Origin of the sequence: Vagococcus martis (assembly GCF_002026305.1) — a bacterium.
Lineage (GTDB): Bacteria > Bacillota > Bacilli > Lactobacillales > Vagococcaceae > Vagococcus > Vagococcus martis.
The window spans coordinates 933,241-953,472 of the sequence record NZ_MVAB01000001.1 but is presented as its reverse complement, the minus strand read 5'-3'; the positions used below and the strand labels follow the sequence as shown (position 1 = coordinate 953,472).

General features: G+C 33.5%; 19 protein-coding genes and 1 riboswitch. Of the genes, 14 read left to right on the top strand and 5 right to left on the bottom strand.

The window, feature by feature from the left end; genetic code table 11:
- Positions 1 to 4: 4 nt before the first annotated feature.
- From iolD to BW731_RS04530, 5 genes are all read left to right on the top strand, one after another.
- Positions 5 to 1,918, top strand: coding sequence for a 3D-(3,5/4)-trihydroxycyclohexane-1,2-dione acylhydrolase (decyclizing) (gene iolD / locus BW731_RS04550; protein WP_079346119.1), 1,914 nt, complete (start codon positions 5 to 7; stop codon positions 1,916 to 1,918).
- A gap of 88 nt (positions 1,919 to 2,006) precedes the next feature.
- The gene (gene iolE / locus BW731_RS04545) at positions 2,007 to 2,891 is read left to right on the top strand and encodes a myo-inosose-2 dehydratase (RefSeq protein WP_079346117.1); all 885 of its coding nucleotides are present in this window, start codon (positions 2,007 to 2,009) and stop codon (positions 2,889 to 2,891) included.
- 15 nt (positions 2,892 to 2,906) lie between these two features.
- Positions 2,907 to 4,502: a solute:sodium symporter family transporter gene (locus BW731_RS04540; protein ID WP_079346115.1), complete on the top strand. Its 1,596-nt coding sequence runs from the start codon at positions 2,907 to 2,909 to the stop codon at positions 4,500 to 4,502.
- A 24-nt stretch (positions 4,503 to 4,526) separates the two neighbouring features.
- Positions 4,527 to 5,531 carry an inositol 2-dehydrogenase gene (iolG, locus tag BW731_RS04535; protein WP_233120436.1) on the top strand — a complete coding sequence of 335 codons (1,005 nt, stop codon included), beginning with the start codon at positions 4,527 to 4,529 and terminating at the stop codon, positions 5,529 to 5,531.
- Positions 5,532 to 5,543: 12 nt separating this feature from the next.
- On the top strand, positions 5,544 to 5,852 hold the full coding sequence (locus tag BW731_RS04530) for a PTS sugar transporter subunit IIB (RefSeq protein WP_143592740.1): 309 nt from the start codon (positions 5,544 to 5,546) through the stop codon (positions 5,850 to 5,852).
- A 91-nt stretch (positions 5,853 to 5,943) separates the two neighbouring features.
- On the opposite strand, the gene BW731_RS12720 is transcribed toward BW731_RS04530, so the two are convergent.
- Positions 5,944 to 7,344 (bottom strand): DUF3329 domain-containing protein, encoded by a 1,401-nt coding sequence (locus BW731_RS12720; protein ID WP_079346109.1) that lies wholly within the window; start codon positions 7,342 to 7,344, stop codon positions 5,944 to 5,946.
- 283 nt (positions 7,345 to 7,627) lie between these two features.
- Here BW731_RS12720 and BW731_RS04520 point away from each other — a divergent pair, with 283 nt between their 5' ends.
- The 3 genes from BW731_RS04520 to mtnN all read left to right on the top strand — a co-directional run bounded on the left by BW731_RS04520 (position 7,628) and on the right by mtnN (position 9,406).
- Positions 7,628 to 8,287, top strand: coding sequence for a CPBP family intramembrane glutamic endopeptidase (locus tag BW731_RS04520; protein WP_079346107.1), 660 nt, complete (start codon positions 7,628 to 7,630; stop codon positions 8,285 to 8,287).
- Positions 8,288 to 8,302: 15 nt separating this feature from the next.
- Positions 8,303 to 8,719 carry a cytidine deaminase family protein gene (locus tag BW731_RS04515; protein ID WP_079346105.1) on the top strand — a complete coding sequence of 139 codons (417 nt, stop codon included), beginning with the start codon at positions 8,303 to 8,305 and terminating at the stop codon, positions 8,717 to 8,719.
- Positions 8,720 to 8,875: 156 nt separating this feature from the next.
- Positions 8,876 to 9,406 (top strand): 5'-methylthioadenosine/S-adenosylhomocysteine nucleosidase, encoded by a 531-nt coding sequence (gene mtnN / locus BW731_RS04510; protein WP_233120543.1) that lies wholly within the window; start codon positions 8,876 to 8,878, stop codon positions 9,404 to 9,406.
- 94 nt (positions 9,407 to 9,500) lie between these two features.
- Here mtnN and BW731_RS04505 read toward each other — a convergent pair whose 3' ends face one another.
- Positions 9,501 to 10,739, bottom strand: coding sequence for an MFS transporter (locus tag BW731_RS04505; protein WP_079346101.1), 1,239 nt, complete (start codon positions 10,737 to 10,739; stop codon positions 9,501 to 9,503).
- Positions 10,740 to 10,829: 90 nt separating this feature from the next.
- On the opposite strand from BW731_RS04505, the gene BW731_RS04500 reads away from it, so the two are divergent.
- Positions 10,830 to 11,714: an Rgg family transcriptional regulator gene (locus BW731_RS04500; protein ID WP_079346099.1), complete on the top strand. Its 885-nt coding sequence runs from the start codon at positions 10,830 to 10,832 to the stop codon at positions 11,712 to 11,714.
- Positions 11,715 to 11,741: 27 nt separating this feature from the next.
- Here BW731_RS04500 and BW731_RS04495 read toward each other — a convergent pair whose 3' ends face one another.
- Positions 11,742 to 12,218: a hypothetical protein gene (locus BW731_RS04495; protein WP_079346097.1), complete on the bottom strand. Its 477-nt coding sequence runs from the start codon at positions 12,216 to 12,218 to the stop codon at positions 11,742 to 11,744.
- Positions 12,219 to 12,478: 260 nt separating this feature from the next.
- Positions 12,479 to 12,580: riboswitch (TPP riboswitch) on the top strand.
- A gap of 62 nt (positions 12,581 to 12,642) precedes the next feature.
- Between BW731_RS04495 and thiT the strand changes: the two genes are divergently transcribed.
- Complete coding sequence (gene thiT, locus BW731_RS04490) at positions 12,643 to 13,203, top strand: energy-coupled thiamine transporter ThiT (RefSeq protein WP_079346095.1); 561 nt, start codon at positions 12,643 to 12,645, stop codon at positions 13,201 to 13,203.
- A gap of 178 nt (positions 13,204 to 13,381) precedes the next feature.
- Positions 13,382 to 14,563 (top strand): MFS transporter, encoded by a 1,182-nt coding sequence (locus BW731_RS04485; RefSeq protein WP_079346093.1) that lies wholly within the window; start codon positions 13,382 to 13,384, stop codon positions 14,561 to 14,563.
- 38 nt (positions 14,564 to 14,601) lie between these two features.
- Here the strand turns inward: BW731_RS04485 and BW731_RS04480 are convergent, their stop codons facing one another.
- Both BW731_RS04480 and BW731_RS04475 read right to left on the bottom strand, forming a co-directional pair.
- Positions 14,602 to 14,832: an IS3 family transposase gene (locus BW731_RS04480; protein ID WP_269844065.1), complete on the bottom strand. Its 231-nt coding sequence runs from the start codon at positions 14,830 to 14,832 to the stop codon at positions 14,602 to 14,604.
- 118 nt (positions 14,833 to 14,950) lie between these two features.
- The gene (locus tag BW731_RS04475) at positions 14,951 to 15,274 is read right to left on the bottom strand and encodes a hypothetical protein (RefSeq protein ID WP_079346089.1); all 324 of its coding nucleotides are present in this window, start codon (positions 15,272 to 15,274) and stop codon (positions 14,951 to 14,953) included.
- A 214-nt stretch (positions 15,275 to 15,488) separates the two neighbouring features.
- On the opposite strand from BW731_RS04475, the gene BW731_RS04470 reads away from it, so the two are divergent.
- From BW731_RS04470 to BW731_RS04460, 3 genes are all read left to right on the top strand, one after another.
- A complete protein-coding gene (locus BW731_RS04470) occupies positions 15,489 to 17,813 on the top strand; it encodes a WxL domain-containing protein (RefSeq protein ID WP_079346087.1) in 2,325 nt (774 codons plus the stop codon).
- 89 nt (positions 17,814 to 17,902) lie between these two features.
- A complete protein-coding gene (locus BW731_RS04465) occupies positions 17,903 to 18,976 on the top strand; it encodes a DUF916 and DUF3324 domain-containing protein (protein ID WP_158080163.1) in 1,074 nt (357 codons plus the stop codon).
- A 130-nt stretch (positions 18,977 to 19,106) separates the two neighbouring features.
- Positions 19,107 to 20,153 carry a phosphate/phosphite/phosphonate ABC transporter substrate-binding protein gene (locus BW731_RS04460; protein WP_079346083.1) on the top strand — a complete coding sequence of 349 codons (1,047 nt, stop codon included), beginning with the start codon at positions 19,107 to 19,109 and terminating at the stop codon, positions 20,151 to 20,153.
- The last annotated feature ends 79 nt before the right edge of the window (positions 20,154 to 20,232 follow it).

Here is a 20,232-nt window from a genome sequence, read left to right as displayed (position 1 = left end):
GCTAATGAGAGAAACAATTCGATTAACAACAGCACAAGCATTAGTTAAGTTTTTAAATCAACAATATATCTATGTTGATGGTGTAGAAACACCTTTTGTTGAGGGAGTATTTAATATTTTTGGTCACGGGAATGTCTTAGGTCTAGGTCATGCTTTAGAGGAAAATCCAGGGCATTTAAACGTAATGCAAGGTAAAAATGAACAAGGAATGGCGCATGCTGCGATTGCCTATGCCAAACAAATGAAACGACAAAAAATTTATGCTGTAACAGCCTCAGCTGGGCCCGGGTCAGCAAACATGATTACAGCAGCAGCGACAGCACATGCAAATAATATTCCTGTTTTATTTTTACCAGCAGATACCTTTGCGACACGTCAACCAGATCCTGTGTTGCAACAACTAGAGCATGAATCAAGTATTTCACTAACAACAAATGATGCGTTTAAAGCGGTATCACGATATTGGGATCGTGTGACGCGTCCTGAACAGTTGATGTCAGCGTTAATTCGAGCATTTGAAGTGATGACAAATCCGGCAACAGCTGGACCAGCAACGATTTGTTTACCGCAAGATACTGAAGGGGAAGCATTTGATTTTGATACATCATTCTTTAAAAAACGTGTTCACTATTTAGATCGTACAAGTCCTGTTGAAAGAGCCTTGAATGACGCACTAGATAGAATCAAAGAAAGCAAACGTCCAGTGATGATTGTGGGTGGTGGTGCGAGATATTCTGGTGCTGGCGAGGTAATCCAACAGATTGCAACGCAACATAATATCCCATTAGTTGAAACACATGCAGGTAAGTCAACTATTCCAAATAGTTTTGCTTATAACTTAGGTGGTACAGGTATCTTAGGGACATCAGCTGCTAATAAAGCGATTGAGTCTGCTGATTTAGTGATAGGAATTGGCACTCGTTATACCGATTTTACCACGTCATCAAAGACAGCATTTGATTATGATAAAACACGATTTATTAATATCAATGTGAGCAGAGTACAAGCTTATAAATTTGATGCCTTACAAGTAGTGGGTGATGCGAAGGCTAGTTTAGAATGGTTTAGTCAACATCTTGGTAATTATAAAGCCAGTTATGGTCATGAGTTAGAAGAATGGCAAAAAGAATGGCAAGAAGAACGCCAACGTTTACATAATATTGTCTTTAATAGAGAAACATTTAAAGCAGAAATTGCCGATCATTTTTCACAAGAAATCATGAATGACTATGCTGATGTGCTGCAAACTGAATTTACTCAAACTAATGCACTCATCACGTTAAATGATACAGTATCAGATGACAGTATTGTCGTTGCTTCAGCAGGATCTTTACCAGGTGATGTCCAACGTTTATGGGAAACGGACACAGTCAATACATATCATTTAGAGTATGGGTATTCATGTATGGGGTATGAAGTAGCAGGAGCGTTAGGAGCAAAATTAGCTAACCCAAATCAAGAAGTCTATGCCGTATTAGGTGATGGTAGTTTCTTGATGTTACATACAGAACTTGTGACAGCACTTCAGTACAAACAAAAAATTAATGTGTGTTTGTTTGATAACGCTGGATATGGCTGTATCAATAATTTGCAAATGTCTAATGGCGGTGGAAGTTTCAACTGTGAATTACGTGATGTTGATAATCAGATTATGGCAATTGATTATGCGATGGTTGCAAAAGGATACGGGGCAAAAGTGTATCGTGTTGCCACACGTGAAGAACTTGTTGCCGCACTAGAAGATGCGAAAAAACAAACAGTATCAACATTGATTGACATTAAAGTATTACCAAAAACAATGACTGATGGATATGGTGGTTGGTGGAATGTTGGGGTATCAGAAGTATCAGATAATCCTAATGTGACACAAGCATGGAAACAACGAGAACAAAAGTTAGAAAAAGCGTGGAAGTATTAAGGTTGGGGAATATAGCTAGCTAAAAAAGGTGTTAGCTATATTTCTTTTAAAAATAAAGAAAGCGCTCTTTTTGAGCCAGGAGGATACTATGACAATTAAGTTAGGGATTGCACCAATAGCTTGGACAAATGATGATATGCCAGAATTAGGTAAAGAAAATACGTTTGAACAATGTGTCAGTGAAATGGCATTAGCAGGGTACACAGGAACAGAAATTGGAAACAGATATCCGAAAAATCCAGAAGAATTAAAAAGCTACTTAGAACCACGTGGATTATCAGTAGCTAGTGCATGGTTTAGTGCCTTTTTAACAACGAAACCATTTGAAGAGACAAAAGAAGACTTTATATTACATCGTGACTTTTTACATGCAATGGGAGCAAAAGTCATCGTTGTATCAGAACAAGGACATAGTGTACAAGGTCAAATGGAGACACCTGTTTTTGATAAAAAACCTAAATTCAGTGAAGAAGAGTGGAAAAAATTAACAGATGGATTAGAAAAATTAGGTGAGTTGGCAAATGAAAGAGACATGTCTATTGTTTACCACCACCATATGGGGACAGGTGTTCAAACAACTGATGAAATTAATCGTTTGATGGCTGAAACAGATCCTAAAAAAGTATCACTATTATATGATACGGGTCACTTAGTTTTCTCAGGCGAAGATCCAATTGAAGTGTATCAAACACACAAAGACCGTATTAAACATATTCACTTTAAAGATATCCGTAAAGAAAAAATGGAAGAAGTCAAAACAAACTCATTTAGTTTCTTAAAAGGTGTTAAAGAAGGCGTATTCACTGTACCAGGAGATGGCATGATTGATTTTACACCAATTTGGCAAGAAATTGAAAAAGATGGATACGAAGGTTGGATAGTTGTTGAAGCAGAACAAGATCCAGCAAAAGCTAATCCATTTATTTATGCAAAAAATGCTCGTGAATACATCAATTCAGTTACGAAACTGTAATAAAGGGAGACGGTCATGAATCTATTTTCTATTTTAAGTTTTGTTGTTATTATTAGTTGTGTGTGGTTGTTTGCGTTTAAGCGATCACGTGGTGTCAATGTTGATGGAGCAGAAGGATTCTTTATGGGTGGTCGAAGTTTGACTGCCCTACCTATTGCAGGTTCGATTATTATGACGAATTTATCAACAGAGCAAATTGTCGGTCAAAATGGACAAAGTTATGTCGCTGGTATGGAAGTTATGGCGTGGGAAGTCACATCAGCCATTGCGATTGTTATGTTAGCATCCGTTTTTCTACCAAAGTATTTGAAATATGGTATTAACACCGTATCTGATTTTATTGAAATACGTTATGATACACAAATTAAGCGAATTATTTCGGCATTATTTATTATTACTTATATCACATCGTTTTTACCAGTAGTGTTGTATTCGGGATCATTAGTATTTAATAAAATTTTTCGGATTGATGAACTGTTGGGTATTCGACCTATTACGTCAATCATTATTGTCTCACTTGCGATTGGTGTTATTGGCATTTTATATTTATTAATTGGTGGGTTACGATTAAGTGCTTATAGTGATACTGTTTATGGATTTGGTTTACTGGCTTGTGGACTTCTTATCCCAGCAATTGGCGTTACAATGCTTGGTGAGGGTAGTTTTATCGCAGGAATTGACCACATTATAGATAACACACCTTGGTTACTAAATTCTGTTGGTTCAATTGATTCAGCTATTGTTCCTTGGCCAACGCTATTAACAGGTATGATGTTTAATAATTTATATTTCTGGTGTACCAATCAGATGATTGTCCAAAAAGCGTTAGCTGGAAAAAACTTAGCTGAAGCACAAAAAGGCGTATTCATTGTTGGGTTCTTTAAAGTATTTGGTGCATTATTCTTAGTATTTCCAGGAATTGTAGCGAGAAATATTTTTGGTGATGCATTAATGGGGATGCCTGATGATGCGTATCCAACACTTGTGACACATGTTTTACCAGAGATGATTTATGGCGTGTTTGCAGCGGTTATTTTTGGAGCGATTTTATCTTCATTCTCAGGAGCGTTAAACGCGACATCAACATTATTATCGCTTGATTTTTATAAGCCTGTTTTCAATAAACAAGCGACAGATCATGATATCACGCGTTTTGGTAAACGGATTACCATTGCGATTGGGTTATTATCTATCTTTATCTCACCGTTGATTTCATTTGCACCAGCAGGGTTGTATCAATTCGTGCAAGAATTCAATGGATTGTATAATATGCCATTATTGGTAATTATTTTATTAGCATTTTACTCTAAAAAAGCAACAGCCTTTGCAGCAAAAGTAACGATTTACTTACATATTATCTTGTATGCGTTATCAAAAGTTGTGTTAAAAGATGTGCATTTTCTATATGTGTTAAGTGTACTATTTTTCTTAGACATGCTTGTTATGTTTGTGGTTTCAAAACTGAAACCAGATGGTGATTTTGAATTGAAAGTCTTTAATACAAAAGTAGATATCACACCTTGGAAGCATACAAAATTAGTGAGTGTGATTACCATTTTAGTAGTTGTTTTAACATATTTAATGTTTTCTCCACTGGGGATTGCTAGATAAATAAAAAATTAGGGGATGAATAATATGACAAAAGAATTAGTTGTGGGAGTAATTGGTGGCGGACGTATTGGAAAACTTCATACGAAAAACTTGGTACAAATGAAAGGTGTGACAGTAAAAGCGGTCGCAGATATTTTTGCAGATAAAATGCCAACATTTGAAGCAGAATATGGTGTACCATTAGTATCAGATTTTGATGTCATCTTTAATGATGAAGAGATTGACGTGGTATTTATTTGTACACCAACTGACACACACGTTGAACTGATTAAAAAAGCTGCGGCAGCGAAAAAACATATCTTCTGTGAAAAACCAATTAGTTTTTCTGATGAAGAAACAGTTGAAACCTATCATATTGTGAAAGAAGCAGGTGTAAAATTCCAACTTGGTGTTAACCGTCGTTTTGATCGTAATTTTGCACAAGTGAAAAAACACGTTCAAGATGGATCTATTGGAGATATTCAGTTATTACGTATTGACTCACGTGATCCAGAAGCGCCACCTTTATCATATGTTGAGTCGTCAGGCGGTCTATTTTTTGATATGATGATACATGACTTTGATATGGCTCGTTTTATTACTGGTAGTGAAGTGAAGGAAGTTTATGCAGTGGGAGATGCGTTGGTTAATCCGGAATTAGATGGTGTGGATGTTGATACAGCGATTGTGACGTTGACATTTGAGAACGGTTGTTTAGGTGTGATTAGTAACAGTCGTCAAGCAGTATATGGCTATGATCAACGCTTAGAAGCATTTGGATCTAAAGGTGCATCTCAAGCAGAAAATGAGCTAGTTAATAATGTTGTATTATCAGATGAAGCTGGAGTACATAGTCAAAAACCACTTCACTTCTTCTTGGAGCGTTATAATGATGCATACATTAAAGAAGTGGAAGAATTCTTAACAGCTATTAAAGATGATACAGACACTGTTGTGACATATGAAGATGGTATTATGGCACAACGTTTAGCATTTGCTGCAAATGAATCATTGAAAACTGGTCAGCCTGTTAAAGTTAAAAAAATATAAAAGGTGAATGACATGGAAAAAAGTATTTTATTTATCTGTGAGTCAGGTATTAGTGCCTCATTATTTGTTTCAAAAATGTTAGAAAGTTTAAGAGAGCATGATTTAAACTATGATGTTGATTATGCACCAGTTCAACGTGTGGAAACAAAATTGTCACAACAACATTATGATGTGATTTTACTAGCACCACAAATTAAACGTTATGAAAAAGAATTAAGAAGTTTACTTGAAGAAAAATCACATGAGTCGTATGTGAGTGGCATTCAAGATGATGAGTTTGTGACGATGAATATTGAGCGGATATTAGAGCGAATTAGATAGAAACTTATACACGAAATAAAAACTAGTTATGTCAAATCATAGAAAGATTTGGCGTAACTAGTTTTTTAATTTTTAACGATTTATTCGTTGCTTACTTATTTGGTTGTGGTATGCCGGTAATTGATTTCACATTATAGTACTGAGCCATCCATTTATTGAACCAAGCTTCCCTATCCTGTGTCACATTGGCAGTCCCTTTATAGGCATTATAATTAGTTTTAGGATAAGTAATCATAGGCAAAGTGACATCCTCATCTGGACTTGAATTTTTTAACAAAGCCACTTGTTCCATTACTTGAGAATATGTTGTACGATTGTCTTGTATGGCATAATAGTAATGATAGGCTGACAAAAGTAACAGCCCAACAGTTAAAATAAATTGGGATTTTTTTAATTTACGCAAGCGATTGAGTAAATATGTGGTAACTATTACGAGATAAACAGATGCCCCAAATAATACACGTAAGGGTTGTTCAGAAACAAGAATCAGACTATAAATACAAGCAAAATGCCCTATAAGTAAAAGAATGATGAAGTAGATATCTTTTGCTTTTATAGCTTTCTGTAATGATAAAATAAGTATCAGAACAAGAATTAATAGATAAAAAAAATAAAAATGAATCATGCTATTGGTGAAAATGTTAGTTAGATTTCGTGATAAGACTTCTATTGATAAATCAATATGGCCACGTTTTTGTGATCCAGCTGAGGACATCATGGAGATAAAGCCTAAAACGGAGAATAAAATACCTGTAATCTGATAAATTTTTATTTTTTTATTGATGATAATATTTAATAAAAAGATGCATACGGCTACCAATATCGTAGCTGGACCAGAATTTTCATTTGTTACACCTGTCAAAAATCCTAAGAAGATAGACCCCAAAATCACAAAAAGATGATCGTCTAGATTTTTTAAACATAGCAATAAAAAACCAGTGTAAAAGAGTGCGGTCCAAAGGTAGTTTCCTGCCCCAGATACCCACAGCACCGTTTGGCCAAAGCTTGGAATCATTAACCAAAGTAACATCGCTATTTGGGCTAAAAGCATACCTGGTTTCTTAATACTTGAGCTAGTTTCTATAATGGCATAGATTAAATACATCAACAGGATAAATGCGAATGTGTTAAATATATTAAAAATAATTTTGTCATATTGAAGAAAAAATTGAACGATACTATGAGCTAAATATCGTCCATTCCACAATTGGTAATGATTGATTTGTGAAGTAACGATGGAGCCTATCCCATCTATTTTCTCAATATCAGTTGTTGGCATATGTCCTTTATAGACATAATGGTAAGTATAATCATCAGATGTATAGTATGTTAATTGATTTAATGTAAAAATTGTGATAAAAGTGATGATTAAAACGAGCCATTTTATGTATGTGTTTTCCTTTTTGCTGTTTAAACGGCTGTGCTTTTTTTTTGAATGTTTTCTTCTTGTCATAATCGTATAATCTTTCGTGTTTATTAATGTTGTTAACATGAACAATTCAACCCTGCTTTATTATATATGGACTTCAACTAAAAATCTACAAAATAAAAAGAAAGCACCTAAAAACAGTGCTTTCTTTTTCATATTTATCAAAATGACAGTTAATCTTTTTTTCTCATATGTTTAAAACTAGTACCAGCGAATACATCGGCTATAAAATCTGTGATGACAGTTATCCATTCCATAATGTATCACTCCTTATCGTTTTCTGTTATTATACTACATAATAGATTAATTTAGCTAAATAAAGGTCTATAAATGAAAGGATACGACGATGTCACAGAAAAAATCATTTAATCAATTAATCATTTATATTATTATTTTCTTTTTCGTATGGAATGTGTATGAGTTTGTGGTAAAACCAACAATTATGATGAATTTTTCATCAATTATAGGTACATTGATTCAATCAGTTATTAAAATAGGAGTATGGACGGTTCCAAGTTTCCTATTAATTAAAAAGAACGAAGGGATTGCAATACACTACCCTACTTTATTTCAGCAAAAAACTAAATGGAGTAGATGGTTCCTTGTTGCTTTAGCAATAGTTGTCTACCTACTCATTATTTCTTATATACAATATGGCAATACAGCCATAAGAGCGAGTTTCCGACCTATTTCTTTAATCAATACCGTTTTATTTGTCGGTATAACCGAAGAGTTGGTTTTTAGAGGTTGGATACTCAATTCGTTACTGACAAAAATTTCAAAGTGGAATGCGGTGATCCTGTCATCTATTTTGTTTGTTTTTATTCATTTTCCAACATGGATATATACAGGAATGTTTAGTGGTATCATCTCGTCTGGTGGATTTATTCAGGTGTTTATTCTTGGCATTTTATTTAGTTGGTCGTTTATGAAAAGTAAAAATATTTTTGTGCCAATGTTATTACATATGACATGGAATCTTATTAATATTTTGTTTTATGGGTAGAAAGAGGAAGATAATATGACAGATATTTGGGAAGAATTGTATTTACGAGCGAAAGAGTATTATCACCCTACAGAAGTAAATAGTTTTATCTATACGAATCATGTGGTCTGTGCGTTAGAAAGTAATAGTGGACAGATTTTTACTGGGTACTGTATCGAGGGGACAGGTGGTACGATAAACTTATGCGCTGAAAGAATGGCTTTAATTAATATGTATCAAGCAAGTGGAGAAACACACGTGAAAAGAATCATTGCTTTTAGAGACACCCCTCCAACGAATCATGGAGGTATGCCTTGTGGTATTTGCCGTGAAGCCTTGATGCAGTTTTCTCCTAAAAACAAAGAGACTCAAATTATGGTTGATTATGAAACAAGAGAGATTGTCATGTTAGAAGAATTATTACCAAAATGGTGGGGAGATATAAGAGGATAATAACTAAAACAAAGGTGGATGAGGTACTTTTATGAAAATAGGAATTATTTGTGCTATGCCAATAGAATTAGATTATTTACGTCATCATTTGAATTGTACACCTGTTGTATTAAAAAACAGACGTTTTACTTAGCTGATTATGGGGAAAATGACTTGGTGCTAGTTGCAAGTGGCGTAGGTAAAGTAAATGCCACCGTTTATACGCAATTATTGATTGATTATTTCGAGACCAATGTTATATTAAATATTGGAATAGCAGGAGGGTTGCATCCTTGTTTAAAACCATTAGATATTGTTTTAGGAGATCGATATAGTCATCATGATGTGGATAAAAATCAAATGGAACGATTATTTCCATATACGTCAAATTTTCAAGCAGACACACAGTTGCTAGCTAGATTTAAAGCACATCACCAAGAGGGCATGATAGGGTGTATAGTGTCTGGAGAATCATTTATTGCAGATGATAATGAAAAGGCACGTATTATTGAAACTTTTGATGCTGTTGCGGTAGATATGGAAACAAGTGCTATTGCTCATGTTTGTTTTATAAATGAGATACCATTTTTATCTATTAGAGGTATATCTGATTTAGCGAATGATGAAGCAACAGAAAGTTATGATAATTACGAAAAATTAGTGAGCGATAGAGTAGGAAAGTTTTGTTTAGACGTATTGGAAAATTAAAATAAAAAAGCTAGCCTAGTGTAATATAGTGCACCCCAAAAGCTAGATTTTTTAGTTTAGCGTTTTGGGGGCAATACATAGCTGTGAGTCTAAGTTAGATTTTTTTAGTATTTGGTCCACTTATAAAGGAATAGAAACACAATAGTAGACAACTTATACTTAGTGCTATCAATGAGATATTACTACTAAAAACTGTGGCCACGGTAGTAAAGATAAAAATAGTGATTGGAGGGAAAAACATGAGCAGTGTGCTGACTCCTCCAGCAATGGTTGCTAACTTATCAAGAGGAATTTCTTTCATCAATTTAGCATTAAATTTCGGATTTAAAATACCAATAAGTAGTCCCAAAATAAATTGAAAACCTAATAATAAATAGATAGTTTTAAGTAAAATACTACAGACAAGTAAGGCCATGAAAAATAAAATAAGTTGAGTGAATTGTTCTAGCTCTAATTTTTTAAATAATTTTGTTCCAAATAAACTACCAAGTATCACCCCAATAGATGTTAAACCTTGAATAAGAGCAAAGGTAAATGAAAAACTATCAACAATGAGAGCTGAATCTTTTGCTAAAATAATTGATAAAAGAGGTGAAATAGCAGAAGATAAGCCATTTAATCCAGCAAAAACTAAAATTAATTTAAAAAATTGTTTATTCTTTGTTGTTTCTTTAATAGCGAATACCATCTGTTTCCAAATAGCAGATAGTGAGATCGACTCACGTTTGTCTAGATGTTCTTTTTCTAAGGTATCTAGGCTTTTTTTCATTGATAAAACAATCAAAGCTGTCGCAAAAAAGGTCATACTATTAATGACAGCTAGCAATTGATAAGAAAACAGTCCTAATAAATAGGCGCCAACAAATTGGGCAATAATCGCCACAATGTTACTAATTGCTCCATTTAAACCTTGAGCTTCTTCTAAATCATCTTGTTCCACAATTAATGGGACAAAGGGATAAAACAAACTGTTTGAAAATTTTCCAACATTGTCAGAGATAAAATTAATCAAACTAATGCCAACTAATAACATCATACTTTGTTGAAAACCGATTAAAACTCCAACTGATAGGTACAGCACACCACGTATTAATCCAGAATAAAATATTTTTGTGGCTTTGTTTTCGCTCATATCAGCCACACTACCTAACGGGGAAGCAAAAATAAAGGGAATGCTTTCAGATAATGACACAATGGTTATGGCAAGAGATGAATTGGTAAATTGTGCTGCGTATGTCATAAGAGCAATATAGTACATTGAATCTCCAAGAGTTGATATAAAGTTGTTCAAAATAATCTTTTGATAGAGTGGGTATTTTTTGATAATAGACATAAGTGATTCCTCCTTTTTTTATAGTATAGAATGATTCGTTTTATGAACGAATAAATGGTAAAGTATAGTTGACCAAAAAGGAGGAGTTTGATGGAGTCAGATTATGGAAAAGTAGTTCGCAACATACGACTAAACAAAGGATACTCACAAAAATACTTATATTCTGGAATTGTTTCTAAAACTTATGCCATAGATTTTGAAAAAGGACTACATGATATGTCCGTGACAAAATTCATGGATGTCTTAGCTAGGTTAGAGATGAAATTTGAGGAATTTGAATTTATTGCCAATGGTTATCAATCATCAGAAGAAATAACTAGCAACGTGTTAGTAGCAGTCGCAACCAATAGAGGGGACATTGAGACACTAAGAAAATTACGAGTTTATTATGATACACCGAAAACTAAAGAGGATGAGGTACTAAAGGCGAGATTAAATCTGTTAATTTATGCTTATGAGGAGTCAGGTAAAAAACATATTGAACCAGCTGTTTATAAAAAAGAAGATGTTGAGATTCTAAAAAATCATCTGATGTCTGTCGAATCATGGACATTAAAGGAATTCGCTTTTTTTCTAAATAATGGGTATCACTTTGATTATGAGACTTATCAGATTTTGACCGAGTTTGCATTAAAACAATTAAGACAGTATAACAGTTATCCAGATGTTGTTAAGATAAAAAGCTACCTATTTGTTAATTTTGTAAGCACAGCTTTAGAAAATAAAGATTGGGATAGTATCAATAATTATAGACAAGATTTTTATGAGGTGACCAAAAACACTGAAGAGGGATTTCAACGCATATTATGCGTATTTGACTTTAATCTATATGATTATGTTATGACAAAGGATCAGACATTTTTAACAAATGCTAAAAAGATAGAAGAGATGTGTTACTTACTCGGCAGTGACTATCATCGTTTAGCACAAGCGATGAGTGATACCATTGAATTTTGTGAGGAATATTTTAATTAGCAATATATTTTAAGTCATAACATAAAGTTATTTTCTTAATTTTTGGCTCTTCTTATCCAGTCTTTTAGGATTCATACGGTATACGACATTTAAAATACTAAAAATAGTCATAAAGATAAGAAACAAAATAAATAGAATAGGAGATTGATTAAATGAGCTCTCTTTATAAAGATCATAACTAAAATAAATAGCATTAAATAAACCAGCTGTTGCGACATAGAACCATGCCGTTGCTTTATCAAAGTAAGTCATCATATTTTTGGCTTCATCGTCTGATAGTGTTATTTCATGGATAATAGATAAAGCACGTTTCTTTTCTCTGGATATTTTAAGCGGTGGAAATAACCATAGCCAAGGAGATATTTTTTTGAAGTTTTTTTCTATATTAATATGTTGTGTAAACGTAATGGCTTGTTCAGAAAGTTCTAAAAATGCTTGATACAAGGGAAAAGAAAATAATCCCCATACTCCTAAAATTCCTAGTATATTAATAAAGAGTTGCATCTTGATTCCTCCTACTTAGTATGTAATCTATTATAAAGTATAGCACTTGATATTAGGGATATCTTCATTTATATATTATTCTTTTTTAATAACACTTAGTATAATGAGAGAGATAGAATAAAGATTAAAATATATAGGAAGACAAACAGGTATGTGTTATTTTTTTATGAATATCTTGCTTATTCAATTAAATAAATTAACAACATTGACTCTTAAGCGGATACATGCCATACTTATAGATGAAATAAATTAAATACATAACCGTCACAAAGGGGAGCTTCTAGGCTGAGAATGAGTGAAAACTCTAAACCCTCGAACCTGATATTGTTAATTCAAGCGTAGGAATTGTGTAAAGTGGTAGCAAGTAAGCACTGCTCTTTTGTTGATTGGTCACGTATTAATCAATAATAGGAGGAGTTTTTTTATGTCAAAAAGGTCACGAATTATTTTAGAGGGGACGATTGTAGCTGCGCTATCTATGGCATTATCGTTTATCCCGTTAAATATAGGAACAGGATTTTCCGTTTCTTTAGGTATGATTCCCTTAACATTGTATGCATTACGCCGTGGAACTTTACCAGGAGTTTACGCTGGTCTTATTTGGGGATTATTGCACTTTTTAATGGGTCAAGTGTACTTCTTGACGGTATCACAAGTTATTATTGAATACATATTCGCTTTTGCCGCAGCAGGTTTTTCAGGTGTGTTTAGTAAAAAGCTACAAACAGCTTTAAAAACTAATCCATCAAGTGCATGGAAGTACGTTGTTTCAGGTGCATTTTTTGGTACCTTGATACGCTATATTTTCCACTTTATTGCCGGATTTATTTTCTGGGGTAAATATGCCATTTGGGGATTATCGCCAGTGACTTATTCATTAGTAGCAAACGGAATTAGTGGCTTTTTAACTGGTCTGGCAACCGTTATTGTGTTGTTACTTATTTTAAACAAAAATAAAGGATTATTTATACCAAAAGATAACTAACTATGATAAAAACATTCTTTTTAAAGGATGTTTTTTTTTATTTTGAAAAGTAGTATACTTAAACGAAATATATTAAAGAAGGAGCATCTTATGAGACGAATTTAGACCACTTCACTTAGTGTCAATAATTTAAAACAGGTGATGAAAATTATTCACCTAAGTGAAGGTAGGAAATATAATGACAAAACAATTTAATAAACTTTTAGCGAGTCAACTATTCTCAAGTTTTGGAAGTACGATTTATACTGTATCGATTATTAGCACCGTATTAACGGGGACGAACTCTATTTTATCTACGTCAATTATTCCAATAGCCATGACATGTGGGACTGTTTTATGTGGCTTAATCACCCCAATGCTAGTAGCAAAATATCAAATGATTCGCGTTTTAAAACAATCTCAGTTTTTAGCTGTCCTAGTATTCATATGTTTAGGTTTAGCGATTCAACTAGATACATTTTCTATTTTGGGATTGAGTGGGTTAGTGTGCTTATTTTCGCTTTTAACAAGTTTTATGTATCCACTTATTCTAGCACTTATCCCAGAATTTGTATCGACGTTAGATTTAGTAAAAGCAAATAGTTTATTTCAAACAGTAGCTCAAGTAGTTAATATTGTCAGTTGGCTAATTGGTGCATCTTTAGTCGTTTTATTTAGTCAACGCACCTTATTATTGATGGATACGGCTTTATTTTTTCTTTCTTTTGTATGTTTAGTTGGATTACACTCTAAACGTCCTCTCAATAATATATCAGAGGGGTCGTGGACTGAATTTAAAAAAGGATGGGACGTTATTAGAGAGGAGCCTGTTGTAAAGCTTGTTTTAGTGATGGATGTCTTGGAATCTATTGCTAATACAGCGTGGGTGTCCTCGATTATTTTAGTCTACGTCAACACATTCTTACATAAAGGTGATCAGTGGTGGGGATATATCAATGCGACATTTTTCTTAGGGTGTATGGTTGGTAGTTTACTCGTTATGGCATATGAGACAAGAATTAATAAAGACAAATCAGTCGTAATTTTTTATGGTTCTTTATTTGGTGCGATTGTGACATTTTTATTTTCAGTAGTATCTTTACCTGCTATGTCGTTATTATTATCAATAAGTGTTGGTCTTTTTTCTCAAATGAAAAATATTCCACAAGTGACTGTTATACAACAAAGTATCACTCCGGAAAAAATTGCCTCTGTTTACTCGGCGAGTAATGTGATTTGTTCAGGTGTGTTTTCTTTGAGTCTCACTATATTAAGTATGCTGGCTGACAAAGTTGGTGTAAACAGTGTGTTTATTGTGTCGAGTTTCTGTCTATTTATAGTAACAGCTATCACTAAAAAATATGCGCATTATTTTAGATAAGGGATTGAACCCCTAAAATGAGACAGTAATAAAAACACCTATGGGATTACTTTTTTCCGATAGTCAACTGGAGATAAGTAGTCGTATTTTTGTTGAATTCTTTCTTTATTATAATAGTTGATGAAATTTTGTACAGTTTCAATGACACTAATTGTAGATCTTCCAAGCTCTGGGTGTAATGAGAACGTTTCAGACTTTAGGATGGAATAAACCGATTCTATTGGAGCATTATCTGCAGGAGTCCCTTTTCGGGACATACTTCTGGTAATGCTCTTTTCTTTTGTTGCGTGATCATAAGCATATGAAGTATATACAGAACCTTGATCCGAAACATTTATCTGGAAGTTTAGGTAATTTATTTAGTGTGTCTAAAACACAAGATATATCCTATTTTTCACTTATTGTATAAGAAAGTATTTCTCCATTAAACAAATCCATAATGCTAGAAAGATAGAGTCTTTTAGGAACATAATCAAGATAAGTGATGTCTGTTGTTACTTTTTCTAGTGGCTTACTTGAACTAAAGTCTCTATCAATTACATTAGTAGTTTTAAAATAAATAGAACCAGGACGTTTTTCTTTCTTTATTTTCACCTGAGTTTTATTCCGAATATTGAGTTTATTCATAATTTCTGATGTTGTTTTACCTTTAAGTTTCATTTTTATAGCTTCTTCTTTTACTTCTACTGGATAAGCAATCCTTTTAACCATAAAAAATACACCTCCGTTAAATTCATTTTACATGAATTCAACAGGGGTGTTTTTATATTTGTCTCATCTTTTGGGGTTAGTTCCATTTTTGTTTACTAACTTTTTACAGAATCAAACTAATAAAATAAAAAACAACTTACTATTTACTGCTCTTTTACATTAACTAAATGGTCAATGTTTATAATAAAAGTATCAAATAAAAAGGAGATTATACATGAAAATGAAAAAGTTTATTTCATCACTAGGTATTTTAGGGACAATTACGGGTATGTTGTTAGTGTCACCAACTATACTAGCAGAAACAGCATTAGATCCTGCACCGGAAGTTCAACCGTCACAAACCGTTAATAATGGGAAAAAAGTATTATTTGATAATACCCATGGACAGACAGCAGGAGCAGCAGACTGGGTAATTGATGGCGCATTTTCTGATTTTGCCGATGCTTTGGGAGAAAAAGGATATTATGTTAAAGAGTTACGTCAATTGACGCCAATTACTTTAGCAGATTTAAAGGATTATGATGTATTTATCATTCCAGAAGCAAATATACCTTATAAAGCAAGTGAACAGCAAGCTATCGAAGATTATGTTTCTCAAGGTGGGGCAGTATTTTATATAGGAGATCATTATAATGCTGATAGAAACAAAAATCGAATCGATTCAGTAGAAGCTTTTAATGGCTATAGACGCGGTGCTTATGAAGACATCACAAAAGATATGTCGACTGAAGAAAAAAATTCTGACGCGATGCAAGGTGTAACAAGTAGTGATTGGTTAAGTGAAACCTTCGGAATTAGATTCAGATTTAATTCTATTGATAATATTGAAGATAGCCAAGAATGGATTGTAGAGGATGCATTTGGCATTACTGAAGGTGTTTCTAAAGTTGGTTTGCACGCCGGAGCGACTTTAGCTATTACAGATCCAACAAAAGCAAAAGGAATTGTTTATACACCAAATGGCTTAACAAAAGAAAAAAATAAATGGCGAAACGCAGTAGATGAAGGTGTATACAATGGTGGAGGAATAGAGGAAGGACCATATGTCGCTATTAGTAAAAAAGATCAAGGAAAAGCGGCATTCGTTGGTGACTCATCACTGGTAGAGGATATTACTCCAAAATATACACGAGAAGAGAATGGTGCAACGAAGCGTACATATGACGGCTTTAAAGAAGGTGATGATGCTCAGTTGTTACTACAATTAGTAGACTGGTTAGATGATACAGAAAATTACACTGATTTTTCTCAAACAAGTGTGGCTTTATCAACTAAAACACCTGTTTTAGATTTTGAAGTACCAGAAAACACAACAGAACCGCAAGCTGAACCTTGGGCAATGCCTCAAGCGGGTTATAAATGGTATGCCCCCTCAACATTTGTTGCAGGAAGTTTTGGTTCATCTGAAGATCCTGTAGAACAACCTAGTATTTCTGTTGTACATCAAAATACACCAAATATTAAAGAAGAAAACAAAGTGACAATAGAATTTTCTGGGTTAAAACCAAATGCTGTATCAGAAGGATACCAATTTGGAGTATATACTCCAGTGGCACAAAATGGTTTTGCTCAAGGGAATCAGGTAGCGGCAACTAAAGTGGGTGATGATGCTTGGCAAGAAACGCTAGGTTATTCTAACACATTTTCCGTGACAGCAGATAGCTCTGGAAAAGCCAAAATGGATGTAAGATTTAAAGTTCAATATAGTGGTGATTACAACTTTAGGATTAGACAAAATAAAACCAACATGTTAACGCAATCCATTACTGTAAAAGAAGAGGCAGATGTTGTGACTCCGGCACCAAATGAAGAAGATGCTACATATGATGTGACAGGCCAAATTTCATTTATTACATCAGATAAACCAGTGAATCCTCTTGACCCGGAAAATCCTGGCAATGAGTTAGATCCGGTTAATCCTGATGGATCAAAACCTGGTTCAGGAACAGGTGGCTTACTATCTATTGATTATGCATCAAGTTTGTCTTTTGGTAAGCAAGTAGTGGAAAATCAATTAAAAAATTATGGTGCTTTTGCTCAAAAGTATAATAATTCAGACAAATTTGGTAGCAACTACGTTCAAGTAACTGACAAACGAGGAAGTGGCGCTGGTTGGGTATTAAGTGTTTTACAAAATAAACAATTTAGTTCATCCACAGCAGGAGAATTAACAGGCGCAAAATTATTTTTAGGTAATGGCCAATTAAATTCACCAAATATGCTACAAGCAGGGTTTGATGAATCATTAAAACCGACACATTTTGTCTCAGACTTAGTAGCAGATAATAGTCAAGTTGTTGGAGGATTGGAACTTATTCCTGGATACAGCTCAGTATTAATGAGTGCTGATAAAAACCAAGGAACAGGAACATGGACTTTAGCATATGGACATAGTAAGGATAGTAATATTGGTCAATTAACTAGTAATGACCCAGAAAAATCATCCGTGATTCTATCAGTACCAAGTTCTGCTAATCCTAAAGAGACAACTTATGATACAGTATTGACTTATAAGCTATCAATGGTGCCAGCACCATAAAAATAATATTTAAAAATAATACAAACATCCGTATTGGGTTGAGTTTTTGTCAATCGAGTACGGGTGTATTGGTTATTATGGAGGTAGGAATGAATTTTAAACGAATGATAGGATTGATAGTATTAATAGGTAATTTTTTTATGGTAGGAGTAAATGTTTATGCGAATGATAATACATTTTCTATTCAACCAATACTACCTCAAAACCAAATAGACAAAGGAAATGGTTATTTTCATTTAAAACTCGGCCAAGGTGATACACAAGTAATCTATGTCGATATAAAAAACAATACTGATGAAAAAAAGACACTCAGGACGTCAGTAGAGAGTGCTACCACTAATATTAATGGTGTGGTGGATTATAGTAAAGCTAATAATCGAAAAGATAGTTCTTTAGCAGTTGATTTGGCCAAACAAGTCAAAGTCGATTCTGATATTGAGATGGAGCCTAAAAGCACCAAGCGAATACCTATAGAGGTTAGCATGCCTAATGAAGCTGTTGATGGGATAGTTGCAGGTGGGATAACATTTGAGCAAGTTAATGAAGTAGGAGAAGAGTCAGTTGATTCACACACAAAAGTAAAAACAAAATTTTCTTATGTTATTGCATTAATGATGCAACAAGAAGATAACATTCATGTGTTACCAGAGTTATCTCTTGAAAAAATAGAAACAAAAGTAATTAATCAAAAAGCAAGTGTAACAGCTGTGATTAGAAACGTTGAGCCTGCATATCTCAATAAAATGCAAATAGCTGTATCAATTAAACGTCAAAGCGATGGAAAAGAAATTTATAAAAAGAAAAAGGAGCGAATGCAATTTGCCCCTAATTCTGTACTAGAATATCCAACGTTTATCGAGAATCAACAAATAGAACCTGGAAAGTATCGCTATACAGCCAATATAAAAGGAGAAACGAACCATCTAAATGCTGAAAAAAATCAAACATTAGAATGGACATTCACTGAAGAATTTGAAATTAATAAAGAAGAAGCTAAAAAACTAAGTAAATTGTCAACAAATGACTCAAACAATGATCAACCTACACAATTACTTTATCTATTTATTGCATTAACCATTCTTCTGTTATTAATTATAATTTTTTATATTATTTATCGATTTGTCAAAAACAAAAAAGAAAATAATAAAAATAAAGTAAAATGAATGTAAAAAGTAAGTAAAAAGCGATTTATACGACATATTATCTATATGTGTTCTTGTTTTCGATTGAATTAATGTTACAATTTAGTTACATATTTAATAATATAAAATTTTTAGGAGGAAGTTTATTTTGATGAAGAAAACGATTAAGTTTTTCAGTGTAGTTGCTTTAACAGTGGGGTTGGCTGGATGTTCAAATAATGGAGATACATCAAGTGATACATCAAAATCAAGTGGAGAAGAATCTACTAAAAAAATTGATAAATTATCGATAGGCTTTGTACCTTCAAAAGAACCAGAAGAAATTGTTACAGCGACAGAACCATTAAAAAATTTATTAAAAGAAGAATTAAAAAATCAAGGATATGAAGTGGGAGATGTTGATATCACTGTTGGGACAAGTTTTGAAGCAGTGGGGGAATCTCTTGACTCTGGTACATTAGATATTGGCTTTATCCCAGGTGGAACGTACGTGCTATATGATGAAGGAGCAGAACCAATTTTGACTGCGACACGTGCAGGATTGTCAATAGATGCAGATGATGCAAAAACTTGGAATGATGAAAAACCAACAGAACCAACAGATAAACAAGCTAACTCTTACCGTGCCTTGATGATTGCTGGACCTTCTTCTAAAGGAAAAGCGGTAGCAGATAAGGTAAACAAAGGAGAAGAGGTTAGTTGGGATGAATTAAATGAGTTATCTTGGAGTGTAATGAGTTCATCTTCTCCAGCAGGATATATTTACCCAAGTTTATGGTTATCTGAAAATTATGATAAAAAATTATCTGATCTAAAAAATATTGTTCAATCTGATTCATATGGTAGTGCTTTTGCTCGGTTAGCAGCTGGTCAAGTAGACGTTGTGTTAACTTATGCTGATGCTCGTCGAGATTTTGCAGAAAACTGGACAGCAGAGTATGGTCGTAAGGATGATATTTGGAAAGAAACAAATGTGATTGGTGTGACCCCAGCGATTTATAATGATACTATCTCTGTGAGTACAAACTCTAAAAATATGACAGACGACTTGAAAGAAGCATTACAAGAAGCATTTATCAACATCGCAGATACTGACAAAGGTAAAGAAGTGATTGCGATTTATAGTCACGAAGGATACACTAAAGCAACTTCAGCTGACTACGACAATGAAAGAAAAGCGCAAGAATTAGTACAATAATCTAAATAAAGAAGTGGTTCAGATATAAGTATGAATCATTTCTTTTTTATCTTAATTAATATACGACAAATCTAAAAAT